Below are 20,799 nucleotides of genomic sequence, written 5' to 3'. Positions count from 1 at the left end.
CCCCTGCTGCACAAGGGCGGGCGGGGTCACCGGCGGTCGGATACGAAGGCGATCGCCGGGGCGGCCAGAAGCGCGACGAGGCCGGCGCCTGCGAAGAACGCGCCATAGCCGAAATACTGCGCGGCGTAGCCGGCCGCGATCCCGCCGGCCATGCTCACCAGTGCGTCCATGCACTGGAACAGCGTGAAGTCGACGCCCGCCTGTCTTGGATCTGACCAGCGCATGAACTGCGCGTAAAGCGCGACGAAACCGAGAGCCATGAAGCCGGACGAACTGAGCACCGCGATGGCCATCAAAGCGGTGGTCGAGAAGCCACCAAGAAAATCGAAGACCGAAAAGAAGAACAGCGATCCGGCCTGCAGGAAAAGCGCCAGGACGAGCACGTTGCGCGGGCCGAACCATTTGACGAGAGCGCCGCCGGCGAGTGCGGCAGCCAGGCCGACGAACATGCTGCCGACGCCGTTGACAAGTCCGACCATCGAGAGGTCGAGCCCGGCGTCGATCAGGAATGGTCCGAGCATGGCGAGTGCCGCCTTCTGGGCCAGGACATAGATGGCCGACGCTGCCAGGCCGCGCCGAATTTCGTGACGCTTCAACGCGTCGAGGAGGCTGGGAACATGCTCGCGCGTCTCCTCGCGCGCGCGGTTGGCCACGCCAAGCAGGAAGGGCAGGCCGAGCGGCAGGAGCAGCAAAGCCATCGCCCAAACGGCGATGCGCCAGCCATAAGCGTCGACCAGAAACAGAAACAGGCCGGCGCCGATGGCCGAGCCGAGATAGGCGCCGCCGACCTGCGCGGCATTGCCCCAGCCGTGGTTTTCCTTAGCCAGGCTCTGCACGGCGAAACCATCGCAGGCAATGTCGACCGTCGAGGCGGCGAAGGCGACGATGGTCAGGCAGGCCAGAACCGGCCACCAGGCCTCCGGGCCGAGCGCGCCGACGGCCCACAGCCCGGCGATGGACACGAGCCCACCGGCGGCTACGATCGTGCCGGTGCGGTTCTTGCCGACCGGCGGCAGCCGATAGCGCTCGACGGCCGGCGCCCATAGAAACTTGAGCGCCCATGGCAGCGCGATCAGCGAGACCAGGCCGATCCGGTCGAGCGGCAGGCCCTGGTCGCGCATCACCGCCGGCAGGCCCGCCCAGGTGATGCCGCCGATCACGCTCTGCGCGACATAGAGCCCGCCGATCGCCAGGACGATCGCGACAGGCGTCGATGCCCGGCTGGAAACGGCGATCGACATCAGAAGCGGTAGCGCAGGCTAGCGAACAGCGAGCGGCCCTCGTCGCGGTAGCAATAGCCGGCCGAGCAGATGGATTTTTGAGTGTCGAACAGGTTCTTGGCGTTCACCTGCAGCTTCACGCCCTCGAGTTTGGGATTGCGGTAGCCGAAATCGTAGGAGAGCGAGGCGTCGACGAAGGCGCGCGCGTCGTTCTTGAAGGTGTTGGTGTCATCGCCATAGCTCGAGCCGGCGACGCGAACGCCGCTGCCCAGCCCGAGCCCCTGCAGCGTGCCGTCCTCGAACTGGTACTGCCCCCAGAGCGACAGGATGTGATTTGGCGTCGCCGACAGTTCCTTGCCTGCGGTTCCCGTGGCGCCGCGTTCGATTTTCACGCGCAGATAGGTGTAGGAGGCGAGTATGCTGAGACCGTTGTCGAGCGAAGCGCTGGCTTCCAGCTCGACGCCGCGCGAGTTCAGGTCGAGCTGGCGCTGCTTGTTAATACCGGTCGAGGCGTCGAAGACGACGCCATCCTTCTGGTCGATGTCGAACAGAGCGGCGCTGACGGCGGCGTTATAGTCGGCAAATTCGTATTTGACGCCGATTTCCTTCTGCGTCGCAATGGTCGGACGGGCGACGCGACCGACAGGGCTGCTGACATCGTCATAGACGAAGCCGATATTGGGCGAGAACGACGTCGAATAGTTGATATAGGGCGTGATGCCCCATTCGGTCTGGTAAGACAGGCCGAGCCGGCCGGACAAGGCACTGTCGTCCTGCTTGGACTTGGTGAAGTCGGCGGCGGTCGAGGTGGTGTCGGCCCAGTCGTAGCGACCGCTGGCGAACAGGGTGAAATCGTTCCACTCCATCTGGTCATGCAGGTAGGCGCCGAGCTGGTTCATCTCCTGCCCGCCATAGTAAGGAACCGGAGCAGCCTTGATGTCGTCGACGGAGACATAGGAGATACCGCTGCCGGCGTCATAATTGGACCAGGCGTAGTCGATGCCGGCTACCGCCGTGTGCCTGACTTGGCCGGTATCGAATTCGAACTGCGCCATGTTGTCGACGACGAAGTTCTTCATGGTCTCGGTGTAGTGGCCCCAGTAGCGTTTCAGATCCGGGCCGTCCGGGTAATGGCCGCTGTACTCGATGTCGCTGTCGACGGCGCTGTAGCGAAGGTTCTGCCGGACGGTCAGCACGTCGTTGAAACGGTGCTCGAACTCGTAACCGATACGGCCCTGGGTCTGGTCGAAGTCGTTCCAGGCGGGATCGCCCTCGTAGAGGTTCGTTAGAGCGCCACCTGAATTGTAGAAGGCAGCGGTGCCGCCGGTGACGGATTTCGAATATTCCCCGAGGATGGTCAGCTTGGTGTCCTCATCCGGCTTGAAGGTGACTGCCGGCGCCAGATAGATCTTGTCGTCGGGATAACCGGGCAGGTCGGTATCGCTGGTGCGGCCGAGGCTGGTGAAGCGATAGAGGATGCTGCCGTCTTCGTTCACCGGGCCGGAAGCGTCGAGTGCGGCCTGGAAGCGATTGTGTGCGCCGAGCAGCATTTCGACTTCGCGGAACTGTTCTTCCTTGGGGCGCTTGGTGACCAGATTGACGATGCCGCCCGGACCGCTGATGCCGTAAAGCGAGGAGGCCGGACCCTTCAGGATGGTGACGCCTTCGATGCCGTAGGGCTCGGTCTTGAACCAGGCCGAGGGGCCGTTGTACTGGCGCAGCCCGTCGCGGAACATACCGTTGTAAAAGGCCTGGAAGCCGCGCAGGAAGAAGGCATCATAGCGGGTGTCGAAGCCGAAGCTGTTCGGATTGGCGCTGGCGACATAGCCGAGCGATTCGTTCAGCGTGCGTGGCTTCTGGTCCTCGATCTGCTTTTGCGTCACAACCGAAACCGCTTGCGGAATCTTGACTATCGGCGTGTCGGTCTTGGTGCCGATGCGGTCCTTCTTGGCGACGTAGCCGTCTTGCACGAGGATCTCGTCGCTCTCGGCATCGACCTCGATCTTGTTGAGAACGGTGACGCCGCCCTGGTCCTGGGCGTGAGCCGGCGCGGACAGGCCGAGCAGGGTCATGCTGCCCGGCAATGATATCCCCAGGAGCCATGTCATCGTCCCTATCCGCATCAACTCGTCTCCACTCTTCCGTACAACATTGACGGAAGGGGGCTCTCAAATCTGAGTATTTGAGTCAAGTTATTTTTTGAGCTCGTGCGCGTGCTGGCCCGATACGGTCGGCGGCAGCAAAGTGCGACCGGTTTCAGGAAAACCGGCTGCGAATCAAGGAGAGGCAAGCTGCTATGGTTTGAGGCTTCTCGCCACCAGCCGCGCCACGCTTGGGCCGACCAGAAGCACGATCAGGAAGCGTGCCGATTGCAGCGCCATGACGAAGGAGATGTCGACATGCTGCGCGGCGGCGGCGATGATGGCGACGCTGTCCATGCCGCCGGGGCTGGTTGCCAGATAGGCGGTCAGCGGATCGATGCCGAGGAGGCGGCTGATCAGGAAGGCGAGGCCGCCGCAAAAGACGATCAGGGCAATGATCGAGCCGACGATCTGCGGCAGCGCGCGGGCCGCGTGGCGCAAAATGGCCCTGGTGAAATTCAGGCCGATGCTCCAGCCGATCATCGTATAGCTCAAGGCAAGCAGCCAGGGTGGCAACTGCATGGTCACGCCGAGCCCGAGATGGATCACGGTGCCGAAAATGAAGGTGCCGAGGAAAAACGGCGACGGCAGCCGGAAAAGCTTTCCGGCGAGGCCGCCGACCAGCGCCACGCCGAATGTTGCGGCCAAGCTCTGCGGATCGACCGGCGGGAACCAGACGATGGCCGGCACCTCGATGCCTGAGGTGTCGACCCAAAGCTTGGCCACCAGGGCTGCCGTCATCGAGACGCAGATGACGCGCAGATACAGCATGAAGGCGACGAGGCGCTGGTCGGCGCCGAAGGCACCGGCCATCAGCACCATGGCGGTGGCGGCGCCCGGCGACGAGCCCCAGACCGCGGTGGTGCCGGGCAGGATGCGCCAGCGGCTAATCAGCCAGCCGAGCAGGCTGGATGCCGCGACCGTCGCCATCACGACGCCAAGGAACAGCGGCCATTCCTTGTAGAAGACGGGAAAGATATCGGCCGAGATGGAACTGGCGACCAAGCAGCCGACGACCGCCTGGGCTGAGCCGAACAGAACCCGCGGCACGCGCACCGTGGCGCCGTTGGTGCCGGCAGCGATGGCCGCCAGCATCGGTCCGATCAAGAGCGCGGCGGGCAGGGCAGCGAGTTCCAGCGCGCCGGCAAACAGCACCGAGACCACCACCAGGACCGGCCACTGCCAGGCCCTGTGGATCCGCGCCAGGTGCTCGATGGCCGGCGGGTTCGGGGAAGAATCCATAGATGGGGCTCTTAGACCGGTGGCGAAAAAATGCGAACCCCTTTTTGCGCGGAAAAGGGCTTGGGTGGTAATGGCACCAACCATCCGTAGCGATCCTTCGCGCCCCCCTCTGTCCTGCCGGACATCTCCCCCTCGAGTGGGGAGATTGGCAGCTTCGTCGACAGCGCTCTTCTTTGAAGATTGGCGAAGGCCGAAGTGACATTCAATCTCCCCACTTGAGGGGGAGATGGCCGGCAGGCCAGAGGGGGGCGCTGTCCTGCCGGCCTCTCCCTCTATCCCGCCTTCACCGCCGGCAACCCGAACCCGCCAACAGGATGCGTCTCCACCTGGAACTCGAAGCCGGCGATGATCGGCCGTGCCTTGGCGATTGCCGCCTGGACTTCGGGCAGCTGCAGCGAAGCCTTGTGGCTTTCGGCGTCGGTCCACACTTCGGTCACCCAGATCGCGTCGGCATCGGCCGGGTCGGTGGCGATGATGTAGTTCAGGCAGCCGGGCATGGCGCCGGTGCTGGCGAGCAGGATATCCATCATTGCGTCACGCTGGCCGCGCATCGCCCGCATCTTGCCGATCAGTCCGTACATTCGCTTTGCTCCGTTGAGATGACGCAACCAGGAGTATGCAGTTCGTCGCCTACGGCATCAACTGGCCGCCATTGACCTCGATCACCTGGCCGATGATGTAGCCGCTCAACAGATCGGAGGAGAGGAACAGATAGGCGCCGACGCAGTCCTCGGCGGTGCCGGCGCGGCCCTGCGGGATGGTGGCGATCATGCCTTTCATCTGGTCGTCGGTCGAGTAGCGCTCGTGGAAAGGTGTCGCGATCGTGCCGGGCGCCACCGCGTTGACGCGGATGTTGAAACCGATCAGCTCCTTGGCCATGCCGCGCGTGACGTTGGAGACGAAGGCCTTGGCCGAGCCGTAAAGGCCGGCGCCGCCACCGGCGCCGTTGCGCGCGGCGATCGAGGAGGTGTTGACGATGAAGCCGCCCTGCCGCTTCAGCCATGGGATTGCTTTGCGCGAAGCTGTCAGCACGGAACGCGCGTTGAGGTCCATCACCGCGTCGTAATGCGCCTCGGTCTGCCCGGCATAGGGCACGCGGCCGAGCATGCCGCCGGCATTGTTGACGAGGCCGTCGAGCCGGCCGAAATGTTGCGCACTGTCCTCGACGACGCGCTCGACATCGGCGGGGATCGAGAAATCGCCCTGGGCGAGGAACACGTCGCCGCCGCCGTTGCGAATGGTCGCGGCCAGGTTTTCGGCAGCCGCGCGGCTCGAATTGTAATGCAGCGCGACGCGGCATTTCTGCGCGGCGTAGGCGAGTGCGAGCGCCGCGCCGATGCCCGTCGAGGCGCCGGTGACCAGGACCGCCTTTCCGGCAAGGTCGGGGATGACCAGAGAGGGGCTGACAAGGGTGGTGGTGGCTGGCACGTCTATTCCTCCGGGGACTCTGCCTGCTCTTCGTAGGCCCTCGCAGTCCTCGCGTTCAAGTCCGTAAAAGTTTAGAGCGGTTCACCGTTTCACGGAAACGGCGAACCGCTCCCTCTTTGTCTTGACGCAATTCCGGACGGAAAACCGTTTCACACTTTTCCTGGAATTGCCTTATGGCCTGAGATAGGCGTAGCCCTGGCGTTGCAATTCGGCGAGCTTGACGACGCCGCCCCTGTCGGCTGCATGGAAGCCGTCGAGCAGGTCGGCCAGGCCGATATCCATGCCGTGCATGGTGTTGGCGCAAGCGTGCGGGCTAAGCCCATCCTGGACAAGGCCGGCGAACCGCCCGGAAATGGCGGCCGATATGCCCTTCGACTTGAAGGCGGCAAGTGCTGGGCCGTGCACGACAAGCGCGATGTCGACCTTGCCGTCGGTGCCTTCGAAGTGGTTCTTGATGTTGCCGAGCACGAAATTGACCTTGTCGAGGTCGCTGAGATGATAGGCGACCTTTTGCCTTTCCTCTTCGGCAGCCGCCGGCTTGACTTCACTAGCTGCGGCCTTGATGGGGCGCAGCCCGAAAAGCCCGGCGGCCCCGGCAAGACCGACGCGGAAAATATCGCGGCGTCGCATGGCTTCATCTCCCATTTATCCGGCCGGCGCAAATTGCGTGGCCTCGGCCTCAATCCTAGCATAAATTGAAGCCACGTCTTGTCGGGGCAGGGGGAGCCAGCATGATATCAAGGACCGTGATGGGCGCCGGAGTTGGGGTTGCCTTGCTTGCCGCCGTCGCCGGTGCTGCTTTCGCCGACGACACGCTCAAACTCACCGAGCTCAGCCCCGACGGCAAGGACGCTTGCTTCGGCCGCGTCTATGACGCCGCGCATCTCAAGTCGCATCCGCAGCAGAAGGTGACGCGCATCTTCTTCTATTACGGCCGCGATCCGGTCAGCCGGCCAAACGAGGAGCCAAGCGCCGGCATCGATTCCTCCTACAATGGCTTCATGGCGACGACGGTGCGCGGCGCCGAGGCGCCTGAATGGCTCGGCGGCTGGTGCAGTCATGAGTCGGAGGACGGCAAGACCGGCCCGATCCGCTGCGGCATGGACTGCGATCGCACCATGGCTTCGCTGAAGGTCGACGACAAAGGCCGGCTGATCGTCTCGGACGTGCAGCCCGACCTCTATCTCGACGCCGGATCGGAAGACGAGCTCGGCAAGGCGGAGTACGAAAGGCAGGCGCTGGGCAAGGACGACAACGGCTTCAGGCTCGACCCGATGCCGGCCGCCACCTGCAAGGCGGAGTTCGCGCGCATCGACCCGATCGACCCGGCCCTTGGCCCGCCATTGCGCGAGCGGCTGAAGCCGGACCAGCCCTTCTGCTACGGACGCGACTACGACGCCGCGCATCTCGGCTCGCATCCAGACCAACTGACCCAGTCGATCAGGGTGTTCCGCGGACCGGTCGAGCTGGCGTCTTTCGCCAAGGAGGGCGATCCGGCCAATTGGCCAAGCGGCGCCGATATCGCCGTTTCGGTTACCACGCGGCAGAAATCGGCCAAGGTCACGCAGGTCTACAACTGCCAGGGCGAGGGCGACCAATGGCGCTGCGCGGCGAGCGCGAAGACGGGTGCTGCCTCCTGCGATATCGCGCAAAAGGAGGTCTTCCTTCGCCGCGGCGCCAACGGCACGATGATGCTGGCCAACCCGAACAGCGGCCTGCCGATCATCGATTTGTGCTCGGCGGAGGACGACACCAGCTCCGACGACAAGGTCTACCGGCTGGAGCCGATGCCGCAGGCTGCCTGCGGGCTTTAGCAGTTCAGAGACGCGATGCCGGCGAGACAGCACCCCCCCTCTGTCCTGCCGGACATCTCCCCCTCAAGGGGGGAGATCGGCAGCTTCACCGACAGCGTTCTTCTTTGAAGATTGGCGAAAGCCAAAGCGACATCCAATCTCCACCCTTGAGGGGGAGATGTCCGGCAGGACAGAGGGGGGTGCTGTCCCGCCGATCTCAAGGTTTTGGATGGCGGCGTCCCGCCGCCACCTCACGCAAAGGGCACGGCCGTCGTGCCCTTGGGCAGTTTCGCCTCGTCGTCGGGCTCGACATGGATGATGACGCGGACGGAAGGGATCTCTGCCTGCAGCGCGTCCTCGATGCGGTCGCAGATGACGTGGCTGGCGCCGACCGACATGTCGGCGTCGACGACCAGGTGGAACTCGATGAAGGTGGCGCGGCCGGCGATGCGCGTCTTCAGGTCGTGGACCTCGAGCGCGCCCTTGCAATTGGCCGAGATGATGTCGCGTATGCGGATATGTTCCTGGGTGTCGACGGCGCGGTCCATCAGCCCGTTCATCGACGAGCCGATGACGTGCCAGCCCTGCCACAGAATGTTCAGCGCCACGATCACCGCAAGAGCTGGATCGAGAACCTGCCAGCCGGTCAGTACGGCGCCGACCAGGCCGATGAACACACCGACCGAGGTCGCCACGTCGGTCATGATGTGCCTGCCGTCGGCAACGAGAGCCGGCGATTTTTCGCTTCGGCCGGTGCGGATCAGCGTCAAGGCCCAGACGGCGTTGATGACCGTTGCGACGCCATTGACGGCAAGGCCGGTCCATGGCTGTTCCAGCGGCGCAGGATGCTGCCAGGACCACCAGACCTCATTGAGGATCAGCAAGGCGGCAAGCACGATCAGCACGCCTTCGAGGACGGCCGAGAAATACTCGGCCTTGTGGTGGCCGAACGGATGGTCCTGGTCGGCTGGCTTGTAGCTGACCTGGATCGCCCAATAGGCGGCGGCCGAGGCAATGACGTTGACGATCGATTCCAGCGCGTCCGAATAAAGCGCGACCGAACCGGTGACGTACCAGGCCACCAGCTTCAGGCCGAGCACGACGCAGGCGACGACGATCGACCAGAAGGCGAGGCTGGCGACCTTCTGCCTGGCGGCGGCTTTGATTTCTGCCGCGGTCACTGGGGAAAAGATCCCAACGCTGAGCCCTCGAATTAAGCGGCCTTTTCCTTGGCCTTGCGCGGCAGGTGCGCGACAATGTTCTCGATGATGCGCATGCCGGCATTGTGGCCGAGCGTCATGATCGACTCCGGGTGGAACTGCACTGCGGCGATCGGCTCCTTGCGGTGCTCGAAGGCCATGATGATGCCGTCCTCGGTCTCGGCGGTGACGACAAAACCATCGGGCAGCCGCACCGGATCTGCAAAGATCGAATGATAGCGGCCGACCGTCACCTCCTTGGGCAGGCCGGAGAAGATGATGCCCGGCTTCGACACGCGGATGCGCGACGGCTTGCCATGCATCGGGATGTGCAGTTGGCGCAGCTCGCCGCCATAGGCCTCGGCCAGCGCCTGCAGCCCGAGGCAGACGCCGAAGATCGGCAGGTCGCGCGCACGGGCCCGCTTGATGGTGGCGGCGCAGTCGAAGTCCTTCGGCGTGCCGGGGCCGGGCGACAGCACGACCAGGTTTGGCTTCAGCCGGTCGAAGATCTCGTCCGGCACCGGCGTGCGCACCGTCGAGACGTTGGCGCCGGTCTGGCGGAAATAGTTGGCGAGCGTATGGACGAAACTGTCCTCGTGGTCGACCAGCAGGATGTTGACGCCGTCGCCGACACGCGCGGTGCTGCGTTCGGTGCTGGCGGCATTGCCTGATTTGGCGTCGCGGATGGCGGAGAGCATGGCGGATGCCTTCAGTTCGGTTTCGGCTTCTTCTTCCTCGGGAATGCTGTCGAAGAGCAGCGTGGCGCCGGCGCGCACCTCGGCGATGCCGTCCTTGATGCGAATGGTGCGAAGCGTCAGGCCGGTGTTCATGTCACCGTTGAAATTGACCATGCCGATCGCCCCGCCATACCAGGCGCGCGGGCTCTTCTCGTTCTGCTCGATGAAGCGCATGGCCCATAATTTCGGCGCGCCGGTGACGGTGACCGCCCAGGCATGCGACAGAAAGGCGTCGAAGGCGTCCATGCCTTCGCGCAGCCGCCCCTCGATGTGGTCGACGGTGTGGATCAGGCGGGAGTACATTTCGATCTGGCGGCGGCCGATGACGCGCACCGAGCCCGGCTCGCAGACCCTCGACTTGTCGTTGCGGTCGACGTCCGAGCACATGGTGAGTTCGGATTCGTCCTTCTTCGAATTGAGCAGCTTCAGGATCTGCTCGCTGTCGGAGATGGCGTCGTCGCCGCGCTTGATGGTACCGGAGATCGGGCAGGTCTCGACGCGGCGGCCGTTGACGCGCACGAACATTTCCGGCGAGGCGCCGATCAGATATTCGCCCTCGCCGAGATTGATGAAGAAGGAATAGGGCGAAGGGTTGATGCTCTTCAGCTTGCGGGAAATCTCGGAGGGCTGGGTTTCGCAGCGTTCGTAGAACATCTGCCCCGGCACCACTTCGAACAGGTCGCCGCGCTCGAAGCTCTTCATCGCCTTGCGCACCAGCTTGGCATATTCGCCGGGCTCGTGGTCGCCGCGCGGCGGGATGCGGTCGGCGGTCCTGAACGGCTCGACGATTTCGTCGCGCGGCAGGCCTTCGGTCGAGAAGCCATCGCCGGAATAGTCGTAGCGGTCGGTCCAGGCCTTGGTCGAATAATGGTCGACGACGAGGATCTCGTCGGGCAGGAACAGCACGAGGTCGCGCTGGCTTGGCTTGCGCTCGAGCTTGTAGTCGACCGGATCGAACTGGAAGGCGAGATCGTAGCCGAAGGCGCCATAGAGGCCGAGATTGGCGTCTTCCTCGGTCTTGAACAAAGCGGTGATGGCGCGCAGCACGGTGAAGACGGAGGGAACGCGGCTGCGTTCCTCTTCGGTGAAGACACGGCCGGGCCTGGCGACCTCGAGGCGGATGAGTTTATTCGACGTCTCGGCGATCGTGACATCGTCAAGGCCGGCAAGCACCGTGCCGATCACCGGCAAAAGCACCTCGCCGCGGCGGTTCAGCGCCTCGATGCGCATGGCGCGGCCGCGTGCCGAGATCACCAGCGGCGGATCGATGATGGCGGTATCCCAGCGCGTATAGCGGCCAGGATATTCGTAATTCGAGGAGAACACGGCGCCGCGGCGCGAATTCAGGCCATCGACATAGCCGTCGATAGCCCCCTCGTAAGGCCGGTCATGGCGCTGGCGGGTAATCGCCACGCCACCCGCCGTGACGAAGCGCTCGGCGCCATTCTCCAGAATTTTCGTCGTCATTGCCGTCTCCATCAGCGTCTTTGGGGCAACGGACCCGGGAATGGCTTGAAAAAACAAATGGCCGCCCGGACATTCCGCTGCGGCCACCCTCTATTGTCACGCGAACGCGTTCGAACAGGCCGCTGTCAGCGAGCCCACCACCAAATGGTCTTGATCGAACGCATATTCATGGCGAAATCCATAGCCGCGAAAAGCGGTATGCGCAACAGGTTTGAAAGTCTGTGGGGTGGCTGCCGCTTTCGCAACCCATGGCACATGGCCAAGACCGGCAGTCCTGCCTAGACTCTGCATCAAACAGCAGGAAGACGGGAAAACATCAAATGACCCAGCAGTTCGACCGCGCACGGACGTTCCATTCCCTCCATGTCAAGGGAAACCCGATTGTCCTCTACAATGCCTGGGACCCAGGCTCCGCCAAGATCATCGAGAAAGCAGGGGCCAAGGCCATCGCCACCGGAAGCTGGCCGGTCGCGGCCGCTTTCGGATTCGCCGATGGCGAGAAAATCCCGTTGGAACTGGCGCTCGAAAACATCAAACGCATCGTTGCGGCGGTGGATGTGCCGGTAACCATGGACCTCGAGGGGGGTTACGGGGTCGCTCCGGAGGTTGTCGCCCGCAGCGTGACGCTCGCCGTGCAGGCTGGAGCCGTCGGCTTTAATTTCGAGGATCAGATCGTCGGCGGCAGTGGGCTGCACGACATCGCCATACAGGTGAGGCGGATCGAAGCGGCTGCAGCGGCGGTGAAGACGTCGGGTATTCCGGCCTTCATTAACACCCGAACCGACATTTTCCTGAAGACTAAACCGAGTGCGCACGACAAGGCTCTTCTCGATCAGGCGATCGAGCGGGCGCACGCCTACGAAAGGGCCGGAGCGCATGGCTTCTTTGCGCCTGGGCTTGCCGATGAAGGCCTGATCGAGGCGCTCTGCGAGGCAACGGCATTGCCGGTCAACATCATTGCCCTGGCGCATGTGCCGCCGCGCCAGAGGCTTGCCGAACTCGGCGTCGCCCGCGTGAGCCATGGTCCGGTGCCGTACCGGCAGATGGCCGAATGGCTGGAGGCCAAGGCGCGACAGGCGATTTCGGGGTAGCCTGGCGGGGTGCGTCAGTCGTCCAGCGTTCCCGACCTTGCATCGGCGCTCGTCCCGTCGCCGACCAGCTTCAAGAGGTCTTCGCCGGCGCGGATGATGCGGCGGGAACGCCGCGTCAGGATGAGGCCAGCCTGCGGCGCCAACACTTCCGTGCGGCCGTCGGGCTCGCCGGGCGCGTGGACGATGGTGGCAAGGCGCGCACCCTTGGCGACGCGGTCGCCCGGCTTCACGTCGTAAAGGATCGCGCCCGAGCGGGGCGCCGGCATCATCTCGATGTTTTCGAGCGGCGCGACGAGCCCAACGAAGCTGCCAGGCGCGGGCAGCGCCTGGTCCTGGATGACGCCGCGCGCCACCAGCAGCCGGTAGAGCCCTTCGGCATCGGCGCCGGCGTGGGCGCCGTCGACATCGAGTATGCCGCGATATTCGACGGTGGTGGCGACGCGCCGGTCGAGGCACGCGACGTCGGCGGGAACGTTCTGATACGGCATGATCGAGGCGCCTTCGAAGGTGCCGTCGGGGTCTTCGTCCCACAGCATCACCGCATCGACGCCCATGGCCGCTGCACAATCCGCCATGGCCGGCCACAGGCTGGTGTGGACGTAAAGATAGGCGAGGCCCTCATCGTCGCAATGCAGGTCGAGCACGATGTCGTGGCCGATGGAGAGCTGCAGCAGCCGCGTTTTCAGCCGCTGGTCGACCGTGCCGTGCGCCGGCAGCAGCGTGAGGTCGGGCGCGGCGAGCCGCGGAAAGCCGCGATTGAAATTGGTGCGCGTGCCTAGATGAAAGCGGCCCTGATGGTCGCCGTAAAGATATTGCGCGCGGCCGATCGGATTAGCCCAGGGCACGATGGTCATATTGCCGGTGATGCGGCCTTCGGCTTCCGCCTTGCTGAGCATCGGCATCAGCGTGTCGATGGCGACGACGCCCGGCAATTCGCCGGCATGAAGTGCCGCCTGCAGATAGACGGAAGGCGCCGTCTTGTCCGTTCCGGCGAAGCGGAAGACGGGGAATTCGTAGGAAACGCCTTCGCTGTCGCCGGCGACGCGTTCGATGGACTTCTGCATGGGATGCCTCCGGGAGAAGAGGCGGAACACATGCCCTTTTGCCGCTGGGCTGTCGATTGGTCCAGCCGGCGCCGCCATGGGCGCACGATTCTACCCGGCCGTCACACCAGCGGCTTGAGTTCCTGGGCGATGGTCGGCAGAAGCTCCGAGACATTCGGGTGGATGTGCACGGCGCGCGCCAGCGTGCTGACCGGCGCCTTGGCATACATCAGGTCGAGCACGCAGTGCACCGCCTCGTCGCCGCCCGGGCCGAGCACCGAACAGCCGAGGATCTCGTTGGTGTCGGCATCGACCAGGATCTTCATGAAGCCTTGCGTCTCACCTTTTTCGACTGCACGGCTGACGCGGGTCATTGGCCGCTGGCCGACCAAGGCGCGGCGGCCGGATTTCCTTACCGCGGCTTCGGTCATGCCGCAGCGGCCGAGTGGTGGGTCGATATAGAGCGCATAGGCCTCGATGCGGTCGCTGACCTTGCGCGGATCGTTGTCGAGCAGGTTGGCGGCGACGATCTCGTAATCGTTGTACGAGGTGTGGGTGAAGGCGCCCTTGCCGTTGCAGTCGCCCATCGCCCAGATGCCGGGCACGCTGGTGCGCAACTGGTCGTCGACGACGATGAAGCCGCGTTTGTCGACCTCGACGCCGGCTTTGTCGAGGCCGAGATCGTCGGTGTTTGGCGTGCGGCCGAGCGCCAGCAGCACATGCGAGCCGACCGCAGCCGCCTTGCCTGGCGAGAAGGTCACGGCGATTTCGTTGCCTCGCCTGGCGAAGCGGATGTCGTCGGCGCCGAGATGGACGGCAATGGCTTCGTTTTCGAGGATCGACAAAATGGCGTCCGAGACATCCTCGTCCTCGCGACCGATCAGACGCGGGCTTTTTTCGATGACCGTGACTTCGGAACCGAAGCGGCGGAACATCTGCGCGAATTCGAGCGAGACATAGCTGCCGCCGACAACGATGAGATGGCGCGGCAGCACGTCGAGATCCATCATCGAGGAATTGGTCAGGTAAGAAATGCCGTCGATGCCGGGCAGGTCGGGCACCGAGGCGCGGCCGCCGGTGTTGAGGAATATCTTTTCGGCGCTCAGCAGATCGTCGCCGACGCGCACCGTGTTGGCGCTTACGAAGCGCGCATGGCCGCGATAGAGCGTGCATTTGTCCATGCCGGCAATCCAGTCTTCGAGATTGCCGCGGGCGTCGTTGGAGACCTTGTCCTTGCGCGCCTTGATCGCCTTGTAGTTTACGCCGACGGGACCGGATAGCGTCACCCCGTAATCCGCGGCGGAGCGGGCGAGATGCGCGGCATAAGCGCTTGCCACCATCGTTTTGGTCGGCGTGCAGCCGGTGTTGACGCAAGTGCCGCCGACCAGCTTTCGCTCGATCAGCGCCACGCTCATGCCGGCCGCATTCAGCCTGCCGGCGAGCGGTGGGCCGGCCTGCCCGGCACCGACGATAATGGCGTCGAATGTCTTTGCCGTCATGCCACCGCCGCCACGATCAGAAGCCCGCCGACGATCGCCACAGCGTCCTCGATGAAGGCGGCCGGCGGGTCCTTGCCGAAGGCGGCGGCCAGGCGTTTACGCGCCTCGGCGCCGCCCAGCGTGCCGATCACCGCGCCAACGGCGCCGGCGATCAGGCCGCCGATGATGGCGCCACCGGTGGCGCCGATCACCGCGCCGGTGAAAGCGCCCAAGACGATACGCGTGCCGAATTGCTGCGGCACCTTGCGGCTCGGCGCCGAGGGCAGCTGGTCGGTGACCAGTTCGGCGATGGCCAGGATGGTGAAGATGCCGACGGCGATCCAGTGGCCCATGAAGCTCGCCCAGGTGTCCGCGACCGGCAACCAGCCAAGCCAGGCGCCCCAGGCGACGGCGGCGGGCGCGGTCATGGCGCGAAGCCCGGCAACGATGCCAATCAGGAGTGCAAAAATGTACAGCATGATTGATCCCCTCGATGGCCGGCTTGGGACAGGTCCGAGAGGGCAAGCTACCATAGGTCCGGTATTTGACCAGAGGTGGTGTCGCCGCCGGCGCTTCCGTTTTTTCACCACTTGTGCTTTGGCAAAGTTGAAACTGGAGTTGCAGCCATGGCCGGAAGCGAACGCATGAAAATGGCGGCGGGCGAGTGGTATTGCTGCCTCGATCCGGAACTGGAGGCGTTGCGCATCACGGCGCGAGACGCGGTGTTCGAGCACAACAGCCTGCCACCCCGGCAGCGTGGCGATATCGGGCCTGGATTGCGGACGCTGCTCGGCGCTGCGGGCGAGGGCGCCCGGATCGAGGCGCAGTTCCACTGCGCCTATGGCTTCAACATCTTTCTCGGCGACCGCGTTTTTCTCAATGCCGGCTGCATCATTCTCGATACGGCGCCAGTGCGCATCGGCAAGGGAACGCTGCTCGGCCCGAATGTGCAGATCTATTGCGCCGAGCACCACAAGGAGGCTGCGGGGCGGCAGGCAGGGCTGGAGATCGCCAGGCCGGTCGAGATCGGCGACAATGCCTGGATCGGCGGCAGTGCCGTCATCCTCGGCGGAGTCAGGATCGGCGATGGCGCCATCGTCGGCGCCGGTGCTGTGGTGACGCGCGACGTGGCGGCGAACACCACGGTGGTCGGCAATCCGGCACGGGTAATCAGCAACAACTGAGCACCGTGCTTCTGTTGCCGGTCACGTCCTCGTTCTGATGGACATGGGGGCGGCTATGTCACTTGGCCGGAGGTGGATGCAACCGTGTGTCGAGCGCAAACGCCTCCTGGGTCTTCATGGCGTATGCCCCTCTGGCGAGGCTCGCGTCGAAGATCAGGTTCCAGCTACGCTGCGATACCGCGCTCGGAATCACCACGAACCGGTGCCGTTGCAGAAGATCGTCGCCAAACGCCTGTTGCCCGGAGCTCGGAATGCCCGGGCGCAACCAGTTGGGGTTGGGCACGGCGGCGGGGTCGACGATATGCACATCCGCGACATCGCTGACGATTGCTGCCGTCATGACATGCGCAATCGTGTCGAGCGCCCTGAAGCCCTTATGGACCGCAACCTCGAGGATCGCAGTCGACGGATCGATCGAGCAGTAGACGGCGCGCACGCCCTTGCTGTTCCAGCGTCCGCCCACCCTGTATGCGCCCTCGCCACTATCCCATGTAGGCGCAAACGGGGCTTGATCGAGGCGCCATCCGATGAGGTCGGAGCCACCAAGCGCCGCCGGCAGCGGCGTCATGCATAAACGCCATATTCAAGCCGTTCCAGATAGTCTTCTACAAGCTCGATCCCCGCCGGCGTCGCCAGAAGGTCGATTGGACGACGCTGGTCGAGCCCAATCGCCGGGCGCTCCAGCCATTGCTCTGCCTCCGCCTGCGAACCGAACACGTCGGTAGCTTTCGACAGGATCTCCGCGAACTTCCAGGTGCGTCCGCTCTGGTCCTGACTGAGAGGCTTGGACGGAGCATCCTTGCGGCGCTGGTAGGTGCGCAGGCTCATGCCGACGGCCTTTCCGAGCGAATCGGTCTTCTGGATGAAGACGAGTTGCCCGATAAGATGGTCCAGCGCTGAAGCCGGCAGGCCGTGCAGAAGCAACTCGTGGGCATCCAATGCGCTGCTGAGGCGCCTTGCCAGAATGCGGCTGCCGCCTAGCAATTTCGCCACCTTCTGAAGTTCATTGTTTTTTGCTGCTGGCGCAGCCTTTTCCAATGCCATCGCCACGGCGAGCCCTCTTCGCGTCATCTGTCGCTTTAATATATGACAGATGACGCAGAGCCTTTCAAGCACGACAGGATCGAGAGCAGGGCAATCGCTTCGAGAGAAAAGATAGCCTACTCGGGCCAGATGGCAGTCCAACGTCGGCACTGAAGCGATTGCCCTGGAATCGAGCGCGAGCCGAATTTCACCTCGGCATGTGCGCCACGCGCTCCTCCTGAGCACTCTTCGAGAATTCGCGCCGGTACTGCGCCGGCGAGGTTCTGAGGCGCGCTGCGAAATGCTGGCGCAGCGAGGTAGCGCTGCCGAAGCCGGCCTCGAAGGCAACCGTGTCCATCGATTTTTCCGTTGCTTCCAGCAGCCGTTGCGCCAGCTGGACGCGCTGGTCGGTCAGCCAGTCGCCGAAACTGGTGCCGATCGTTTTCTGGAAACGGCGCGTGAACGTCCGGCGGGTGAGGCCGGCGTGACCGGCAACGCTGTCCAGACTGTGCGGCTCACCCAGGGTTTTGCGCACCGCTTCGAGAGCCTGGGTGAAGCGGTCCGCATTGCCGGTCCTGGCGATGGGACGTTCGATGAATTGCGCCTGCCCGCCCTGCCTGTGCGGAGAAAGCACGATCTGCCGGGCAAGGCGAAGTGCCGCCTCCGCGCCGTAACGAGCCCGTACGACGTGCAGGCAGCAGTCGAGCCCGGCGGCGACACCGGCGGATGTCACGACATCGCCATTGTCGATGTAGAGCACTTCCGGTTCGACGAGAATGTCGGGATAGAGTTCCTGCAGCTGATCCGCGTAGGCCCAGTGCGTCGCCGCTCGCCGCCCCGAAAGCAGTCCGGTCGCCGCAACAGCGAACGTTCCCAAGCACAGTCCGACGATCAGCGCGCCGCGCTCGTGCGCGCCAAGCAACGCGTCGATCAATGCGGCTGGAGGCGAGCTCCCGAGATCCTTCCAGCTTGGCACGATGACGATGTCGGCGTCATCGAGCGTGGAAAGCCCGTGCGGGACGCTGATGGTCAGCCCGGCATCGGTGCGGATCGGCCCGTCCTCAATCGCGCAGACCCGGAAGTCGAAGCGCGGCAGGCCGAGCTCCGTGCGATCCGCGCCGAACACGAGACACGGCACGGAGAGATGAAACGGGCTGATGCCATCGAAGGCGATGGCGGCAACGGCAGGATCGGTCATGGGAGCTCCAGCAACGGGTGAGGCCGATTGTCCCAATTCTTTCGAATAATGTCAATCGGGACACTTTTTGCAATCCGGTGCCGAGCTTATCGTCCACCCATCAATGTCCAACGGGAAAGGAAAACCCCATGTCGCAACCAGCCAAAGGCAAAGCTCCACGCCGCGCCCTCATCGTCATCGATGTTCAAAACGACTATGACGGCGGCAACCTCGCCATCCAGCATCCGCCCTTCCGCGACAGCGTCGTCAATGTGGCGCGAGCGATGGATGCGGCCACCGAGGCAGGCGTCAAGGTGGTGGTCATCAAACAGTTGGCGCCGGAAACCTCACCGGTCTTCGCCAAGGGCAGCCATGGAGCCGAGTTGCACCCGGAAATCGCCAGGCGAAACCGCGACCACTACATCGAAAAGAACTTGCCCAGCGCCTTCACCGGCACGGACCTCGAGGAGTGGCTGCGCGCCAACTCTATCGATACGATCACAGTCATCGGCTACATGACGCATAATTGCGACCTGTCGACGGTCATCCACGCCGTGCATATGGGTTTTGAGGTCGAGTTCCTGTCGGACGCAACGGGATCGTTGCCGTACGCCAACAGCGCCGGCTACGCTTCGGGGGAGGAAATCCATCGCGTCGTGACGGTCGTATTGCAGTCGCGCTTCGCGGCCGTTCTCAAAACCGCCGAGTGGATCGATTGCCTGAAGACCGGCGTGGTACCCCAGCACGACACACCCTATGCCTCCAACCAGCGCGCGCTGGCGCGAAGCGCGGCTTAGGGACGAGCTCGTCGCGAAGTCGCCAAAAAGGGCGCCGCAGCGTTGCGGCGCCCTTTGCCGTTCGAGCATTGATTATCCCTAAAACAGGCCTTCGATCTGGCCCATTTCGTTCAGGAAAATCTTTTCCGAGGATGGCGCTTTGGGCAGGCCGGGCATGGTCATCACCTCGCCGCAGATGATGACGACGAAGCCAGCGCCGGCAGACAGCCTGACCTCGCGCACCGGCACGGTGTGGCCGGTCGGCGCGCCGCGCAGATTCGGATCGGTGGAGAAGGAATATTGCGTCTTGGCCATGCAGACCGGCAAATGACCGTAGCCGGCGTGCTCCCAGGCGTGGAGCTGGTCGCGCACCGATTTGTCGGCGATCGCTTCGGAACCGCGATAGATGCGCTGGACGATGGTGTTGATCTTCTCGAACAGCGGCATGGCGTCGGGATAGAGCGGGGCAAATTGCGACGCGCCGGATTCGGCCAATGCCACGACTCTTTTGGCCAGTTCCTCGATGCCGGCCGATCCCTGGGCCCAGTGCTTGCACAGGATCGCCTCTTCGCCCATCGAGGCAACGTAGTCCTTCATCGCCTGGATCTCGGCCTCTGTGTCGGAGTAGAAATGGTTGATGGCGACCACAGCCGGCACACCGAACTGGCGGATGTTCTCGATGTGGCGGCCGAGATTCGCACATCCCTTCTTGACCGCCTCGACGTTCTCCTTGCCGAGGTCCTCCTTCTTGACGCCGCCATTCATCTTCATGGCGCGAACCGTGGCGACGATGACCGCCGCGGCGGGCCTCAGGCCGGCCTTGCGGCATTTGATGTCGAAGAACTTTTCGGCACCGAGATCGGCGCCGAAACCGGCTTCGGTGACGACGTAGTCGGCAAGCTTCAGCGCCGTCGTCGTGGCAACGACGGAGTTGCAGCCATGCGCGATGTTGGCGAAGGGGCCGCCATGCACGAAGGCCGGGTTGTTCTCCAGCGTCTGCACGAGATTGGGCTGCATGGCGTCCTTCAAGAGTACGGCCATCGCACCGTCGGCCTTGAGGTCGCGGGCATAGACGGCCGACTTGTCGCGACGATAGGCGACGATGATGTCGCCGAGGCGCTTTTCCAGGTCCTTCAGGTCGGTCGACAGGCACAGGATGGCCATGACTTCCGAGGCGACTGTGATGTCGAAACCGGCCTCGCGCGGGAAACCGTTGGCGACGCCGCCGAGCGAACAGATGATCTCGCGCAGCGACCGGTCGTTCATGTCCATGACGCGGCGCCAGACGACACGGCGGGTGTCGATGCCGAGCTCGTTGCCCCAGTAGATGTGGTTGTCGATCAGCGCCGACAGCAGATTATGGGCGGTGGTGATGGCGTGGAAATCGCCGGTGAAGTGGAGGTTCATGTCCTCCATCGGCACAACCTGCGCGTAGCCGCCGCCGGCGGCACCGCCCTTGACGCCGAAATTCGGTCCGAGTGAAGCCTCACGGATGCAGACGATGGCCTTCTTGCCGAGGCGGTTGAGGCCATCGCCCAAGCCCACCGTCGTCGTCGTCTTGCCTTCGCCGGCCGGTGTCGGGTTGATGGCGGTGACGAGGATCAGCTTGCCATCCTTGTTGCCCTTCACCGACTTGATGAACTCGGCCGAGATCTTCGCCTTGTCGTGGCCGTAGGGCAGAAGATGTTCGCTCGGAATGCCGATCTTCTGGCCGATCTCCTGGATCTGCTTCTTCCTGGCGCCGCGCGCGATCTCGATGTCGGACTTCACTTCGGCCATGGACGACTTCCCTCTGAATTG

Annotated in this window: 19 protein-coding genes; 4 read left to right on the top strand and 15 right to left on the bottom strand. The window is 64.0% G+C overall.

All coding sequences use genetic code 11. The annotated features are described in order from the left end of the window. Positions 1–26: 26 nt before the first annotated feature. The 6 genes from NKJ73_RS01015 to NKJ73_RS00990 all read right to left on the bottom strand — a co-directional run bounded on the left by NKJ73_RS01015 (position 27) and on the right by NKJ73_RS00990 (position 6,661). A complete protein-coding gene (locus NKJ73_RS01015; protein WP_352568038.1) occupies positions 27–1,241 on the bottom strand; it encodes an MFS transporter in 1,215 nt (404 codons plus the stop codon). Continuing rightward, positions 1,241–3,328 carry a TonB-dependent siderophore receptor gene (locus NKJ73_RS01010; RefSeq protein ID WP_352568037.1) on the bottom strand — a complete coding sequence of 696 codons (2,088 nt, stop codon included), beginning with the start codon at positions 3,326–3,328 and terminating at the stop codon, positions 1,241–1,243. Before NKJ73_RS01010 ends, NKJ73_RS01015 begins: the two co-directional genes overlap by 1 nt. Positions 3,329–3,514: 186 nt before the next feature. Continuing rightward, a complete protein-coding gene (locus NKJ73_RS01005; RefSeq protein WP_352568036.1) occupies positions 3,515–4,603 on the bottom strand; it encodes an AbrB family transcriptional regulator in 1,089 nt (362 codons plus the stop codon). A 272-nt stretch (positions 4,604–4,875) separates the two neighbouring features. Further along, positions 4,876–5,184 (bottom strand): putative quinol monooxygenase, encoded by a 309-nt coding sequence (locus tag NKJ73_RS01000; protein ID WP_352450553.1) that lies wholly within the window; start codon positions 5,182–5,184, stop codon positions 4,876–4,878. Positions 5,185–5,233: 49 nt separating this feature from the next. Next, on the bottom strand, positions 5,234–6,031 hold the full coding sequence (locus tag NKJ73_RS00995; protein ID WP_352568035.1) for an SDR family NAD(P)-dependent oxidoreductase: 798 nt from the start codon (positions 6,029–6,031) through the stop codon (positions 5,234–5,236). A gap of 171 nt (positions 6,032–6,202) precedes the next feature. Further along, complete coding sequence (locus NKJ73_RS00990; protein WP_352456435.1) at positions 6,203–6,661, bottom strand: DsrE family protein; 459 nt, start codon at positions 6,659–6,661, stop codon at positions 6,203–6,205. Between the two features lie 101 nt (positions 6,662–6,762). Between NKJ73_RS00990 and NKJ73_RS00985 the strand changes: the two genes are divergently transcribed. Beyond that, positions 6,763–7,845 carry a hypothetical protein gene (locus NKJ73_RS00985; protein ID WP_352568034.1) on the top strand — a complete coding sequence of 361 codons (1,083 nt, stop codon included), beginning with the start codon at positions 6,763–6,765 and terminating at the stop codon, positions 7,843–7,845. A 230-nt stretch (positions 7,846–8,075) separates the two neighbouring features. Here NKJ73_RS00985 and NKJ73_RS00980 read toward each other — a convergent pair whose 3' ends face one another. Together NKJ73_RS00980 and NKJ73_RS00975 are read right to left on the bottom strand one after the other, a co-directional pair. Further along, complete coding sequence (locus tag NKJ73_RS00980) at positions 8,076–9,005, bottom strand: cation diffusion facilitator family transporter (protein WP_502894484.1); 930 nt, start codon at positions 9,003–9,005, stop codon at positions 8,076–8,078. Positions 9,006–9,037: 32 nt separating this feature from the next. After that, positions 9,038–11,227, bottom strand: coding sequence for an anthranilate synthase (locus NKJ73_RS00975; RefSeq protein WP_352568033.1), 2,190 nt, complete (start codon positions 11,225–11,227; stop codon positions 9,038–9,040). 320 nt (positions 11,228–11,547) lie between these two features. On the opposite strand from NKJ73_RS00975, the gene NKJ73_RS00970 reads away from it, so the two are divergent. After that, positions 11,548–12,318, top strand: coding sequence for an isocitrate lyase/PEP mutase family protein (locus NKJ73_RS00970; protein ID WP_352568032.1), 771 nt, complete (start codon positions 11,548–11,550; stop codon positions 12,316–12,318). 14 nt (positions 12,319–12,332) lie between these two features. Here the strand turns inward: NKJ73_RS00970 and NKJ73_RS00965 are convergent, their stop codons facing one another. The 3 genes from NKJ73_RS00965 to NKJ73_RS00955 form a co-directional block, all read right to left on the bottom strand. Then, positions 12,333–13,382, bottom strand: coding sequence for a M14 family metallopeptidase (locus NKJ73_RS00965; RefSeq protein WP_352568030.1), 1,050 nt, complete (start codon positions 13,380–13,382; stop codon positions 12,333–12,335). Between the two features lie 101 nt (positions 13,383–13,483). Beyond that, entirely contained in the window at positions 13,484–14,860 is a 1,377-nt protein-coding gene (locus tag NKJ73_RS00960) for an FAD-containing oxidoreductase (RefSeq protein ID WP_352568029.1), read from the bottom strand. After that, on the bottom strand, positions 14,857–15,318 hold the full coding sequence (locus tag NKJ73_RS00955; protein WP_023679520.1) for a membrane protein: 462 nt from the start codon (positions 15,316–15,318) through the stop codon (positions 14,857–14,859). Before NKJ73_RS00955 ends, NKJ73_RS00960 begins: the two co-directional genes overlap by 4 nt. A 147-nt stretch (positions 15,319–15,465) precedes the next feature. On the opposite strand from NKJ73_RS00955, the gene NKJ73_RS00950 reads away from it, so the two are divergent. Then, entirely contained in the window at positions 15,466–16,023 is a 558-nt protein-coding gene (locus NKJ73_RS00950) for a sugar O-acetyltransferase (protein WP_352568028.1), read from the top strand. 58 nt (positions 16,024–16,081) lie between these two features. On the opposite strand, the gene NKJ73_RS00945 is transcribed toward NKJ73_RS00950, so the two are convergent. The 3 genes from NKJ73_RS00945 to NKJ73_RS00935 form a co-directional block, all read right to left on the bottom strand. Further along, a complete protein-coding gene (locus tag NKJ73_RS00945) occupies positions 16,082–16,591 on the bottom strand; it encodes an RES family NAD+ phosphorylase (protein ID WP_352568027.1) in 510 nt (169 codons plus the stop codon). After that, positions 16,588–17,067: a type II RES/Xre toxin-antitoxin system antitoxin gene (gene parS / locus NKJ73_RS00940; RefSeq protein ID WP_502898015.1), complete on the bottom strand. Its 480-nt coding sequence runs from the start codon at positions 17,065–17,067 to the stop codon at positions 16,588–16,590. Before parS ends, NKJ73_RS00945 begins: the two co-directional genes overlap by 4 nt. A 187-nt stretch (positions 17,068–17,254) precedes the next feature. Beyond that, positions 17,255–18,244: a helix-turn-helix domain-containing protein gene (locus tag NKJ73_RS00935; protein ID WP_352568026.1), complete on the bottom strand. Its 990-nt coding sequence runs from the start codon at positions 18,242–18,244 to the stop codon at positions 17,255–17,257. A 128-nt stretch (positions 18,245–18,372) separates the two neighbouring features. On the opposite strand from NKJ73_RS00935, the gene NKJ73_RS00930 reads away from it, so the two are divergent. Next, a complete protein-coding gene (locus NKJ73_RS00930) occupies positions 18,373–19,020 on the top strand; it encodes a cysteine hydrolase family protein (RefSeq protein WP_352568024.1) in 648 nt (215 codons plus the stop codon). A 78-nt stretch (positions 19,021–19,098) separates the two neighbouring features. Here NKJ73_RS00930 and NKJ73_RS00925 read toward each other — a convergent pair whose 3' ends face one another. Beyond that, positions 19,099–20,778: a formate--tetrahydrofolate ligase gene (locus tag NKJ73_RS00925; RefSeq protein ID WP_023679514.1), complete on the bottom strand. Its 1,680-nt coding sequence runs from the start codon at positions 20,776–20,778 to the stop codon at positions 19,099–19,101. Positions 20,779–20,799: the final 21 nt, after the last annotated feature.

The sequence above is a fragment of the Mesorhizobium sp. M0074 genome, assembly GCF_040322975.1.
Classification (GTDB): domain Bacteria; phylum Pseudomonadota; class Alphaproteobacteria; order Rhizobiales; family Rhizobiaceae; genus Mesorhizobium.
Note: the sequence above shows the minus strand (reverse complement) of the source record. Positions and strands in the feature narration are given on the sequence as shown.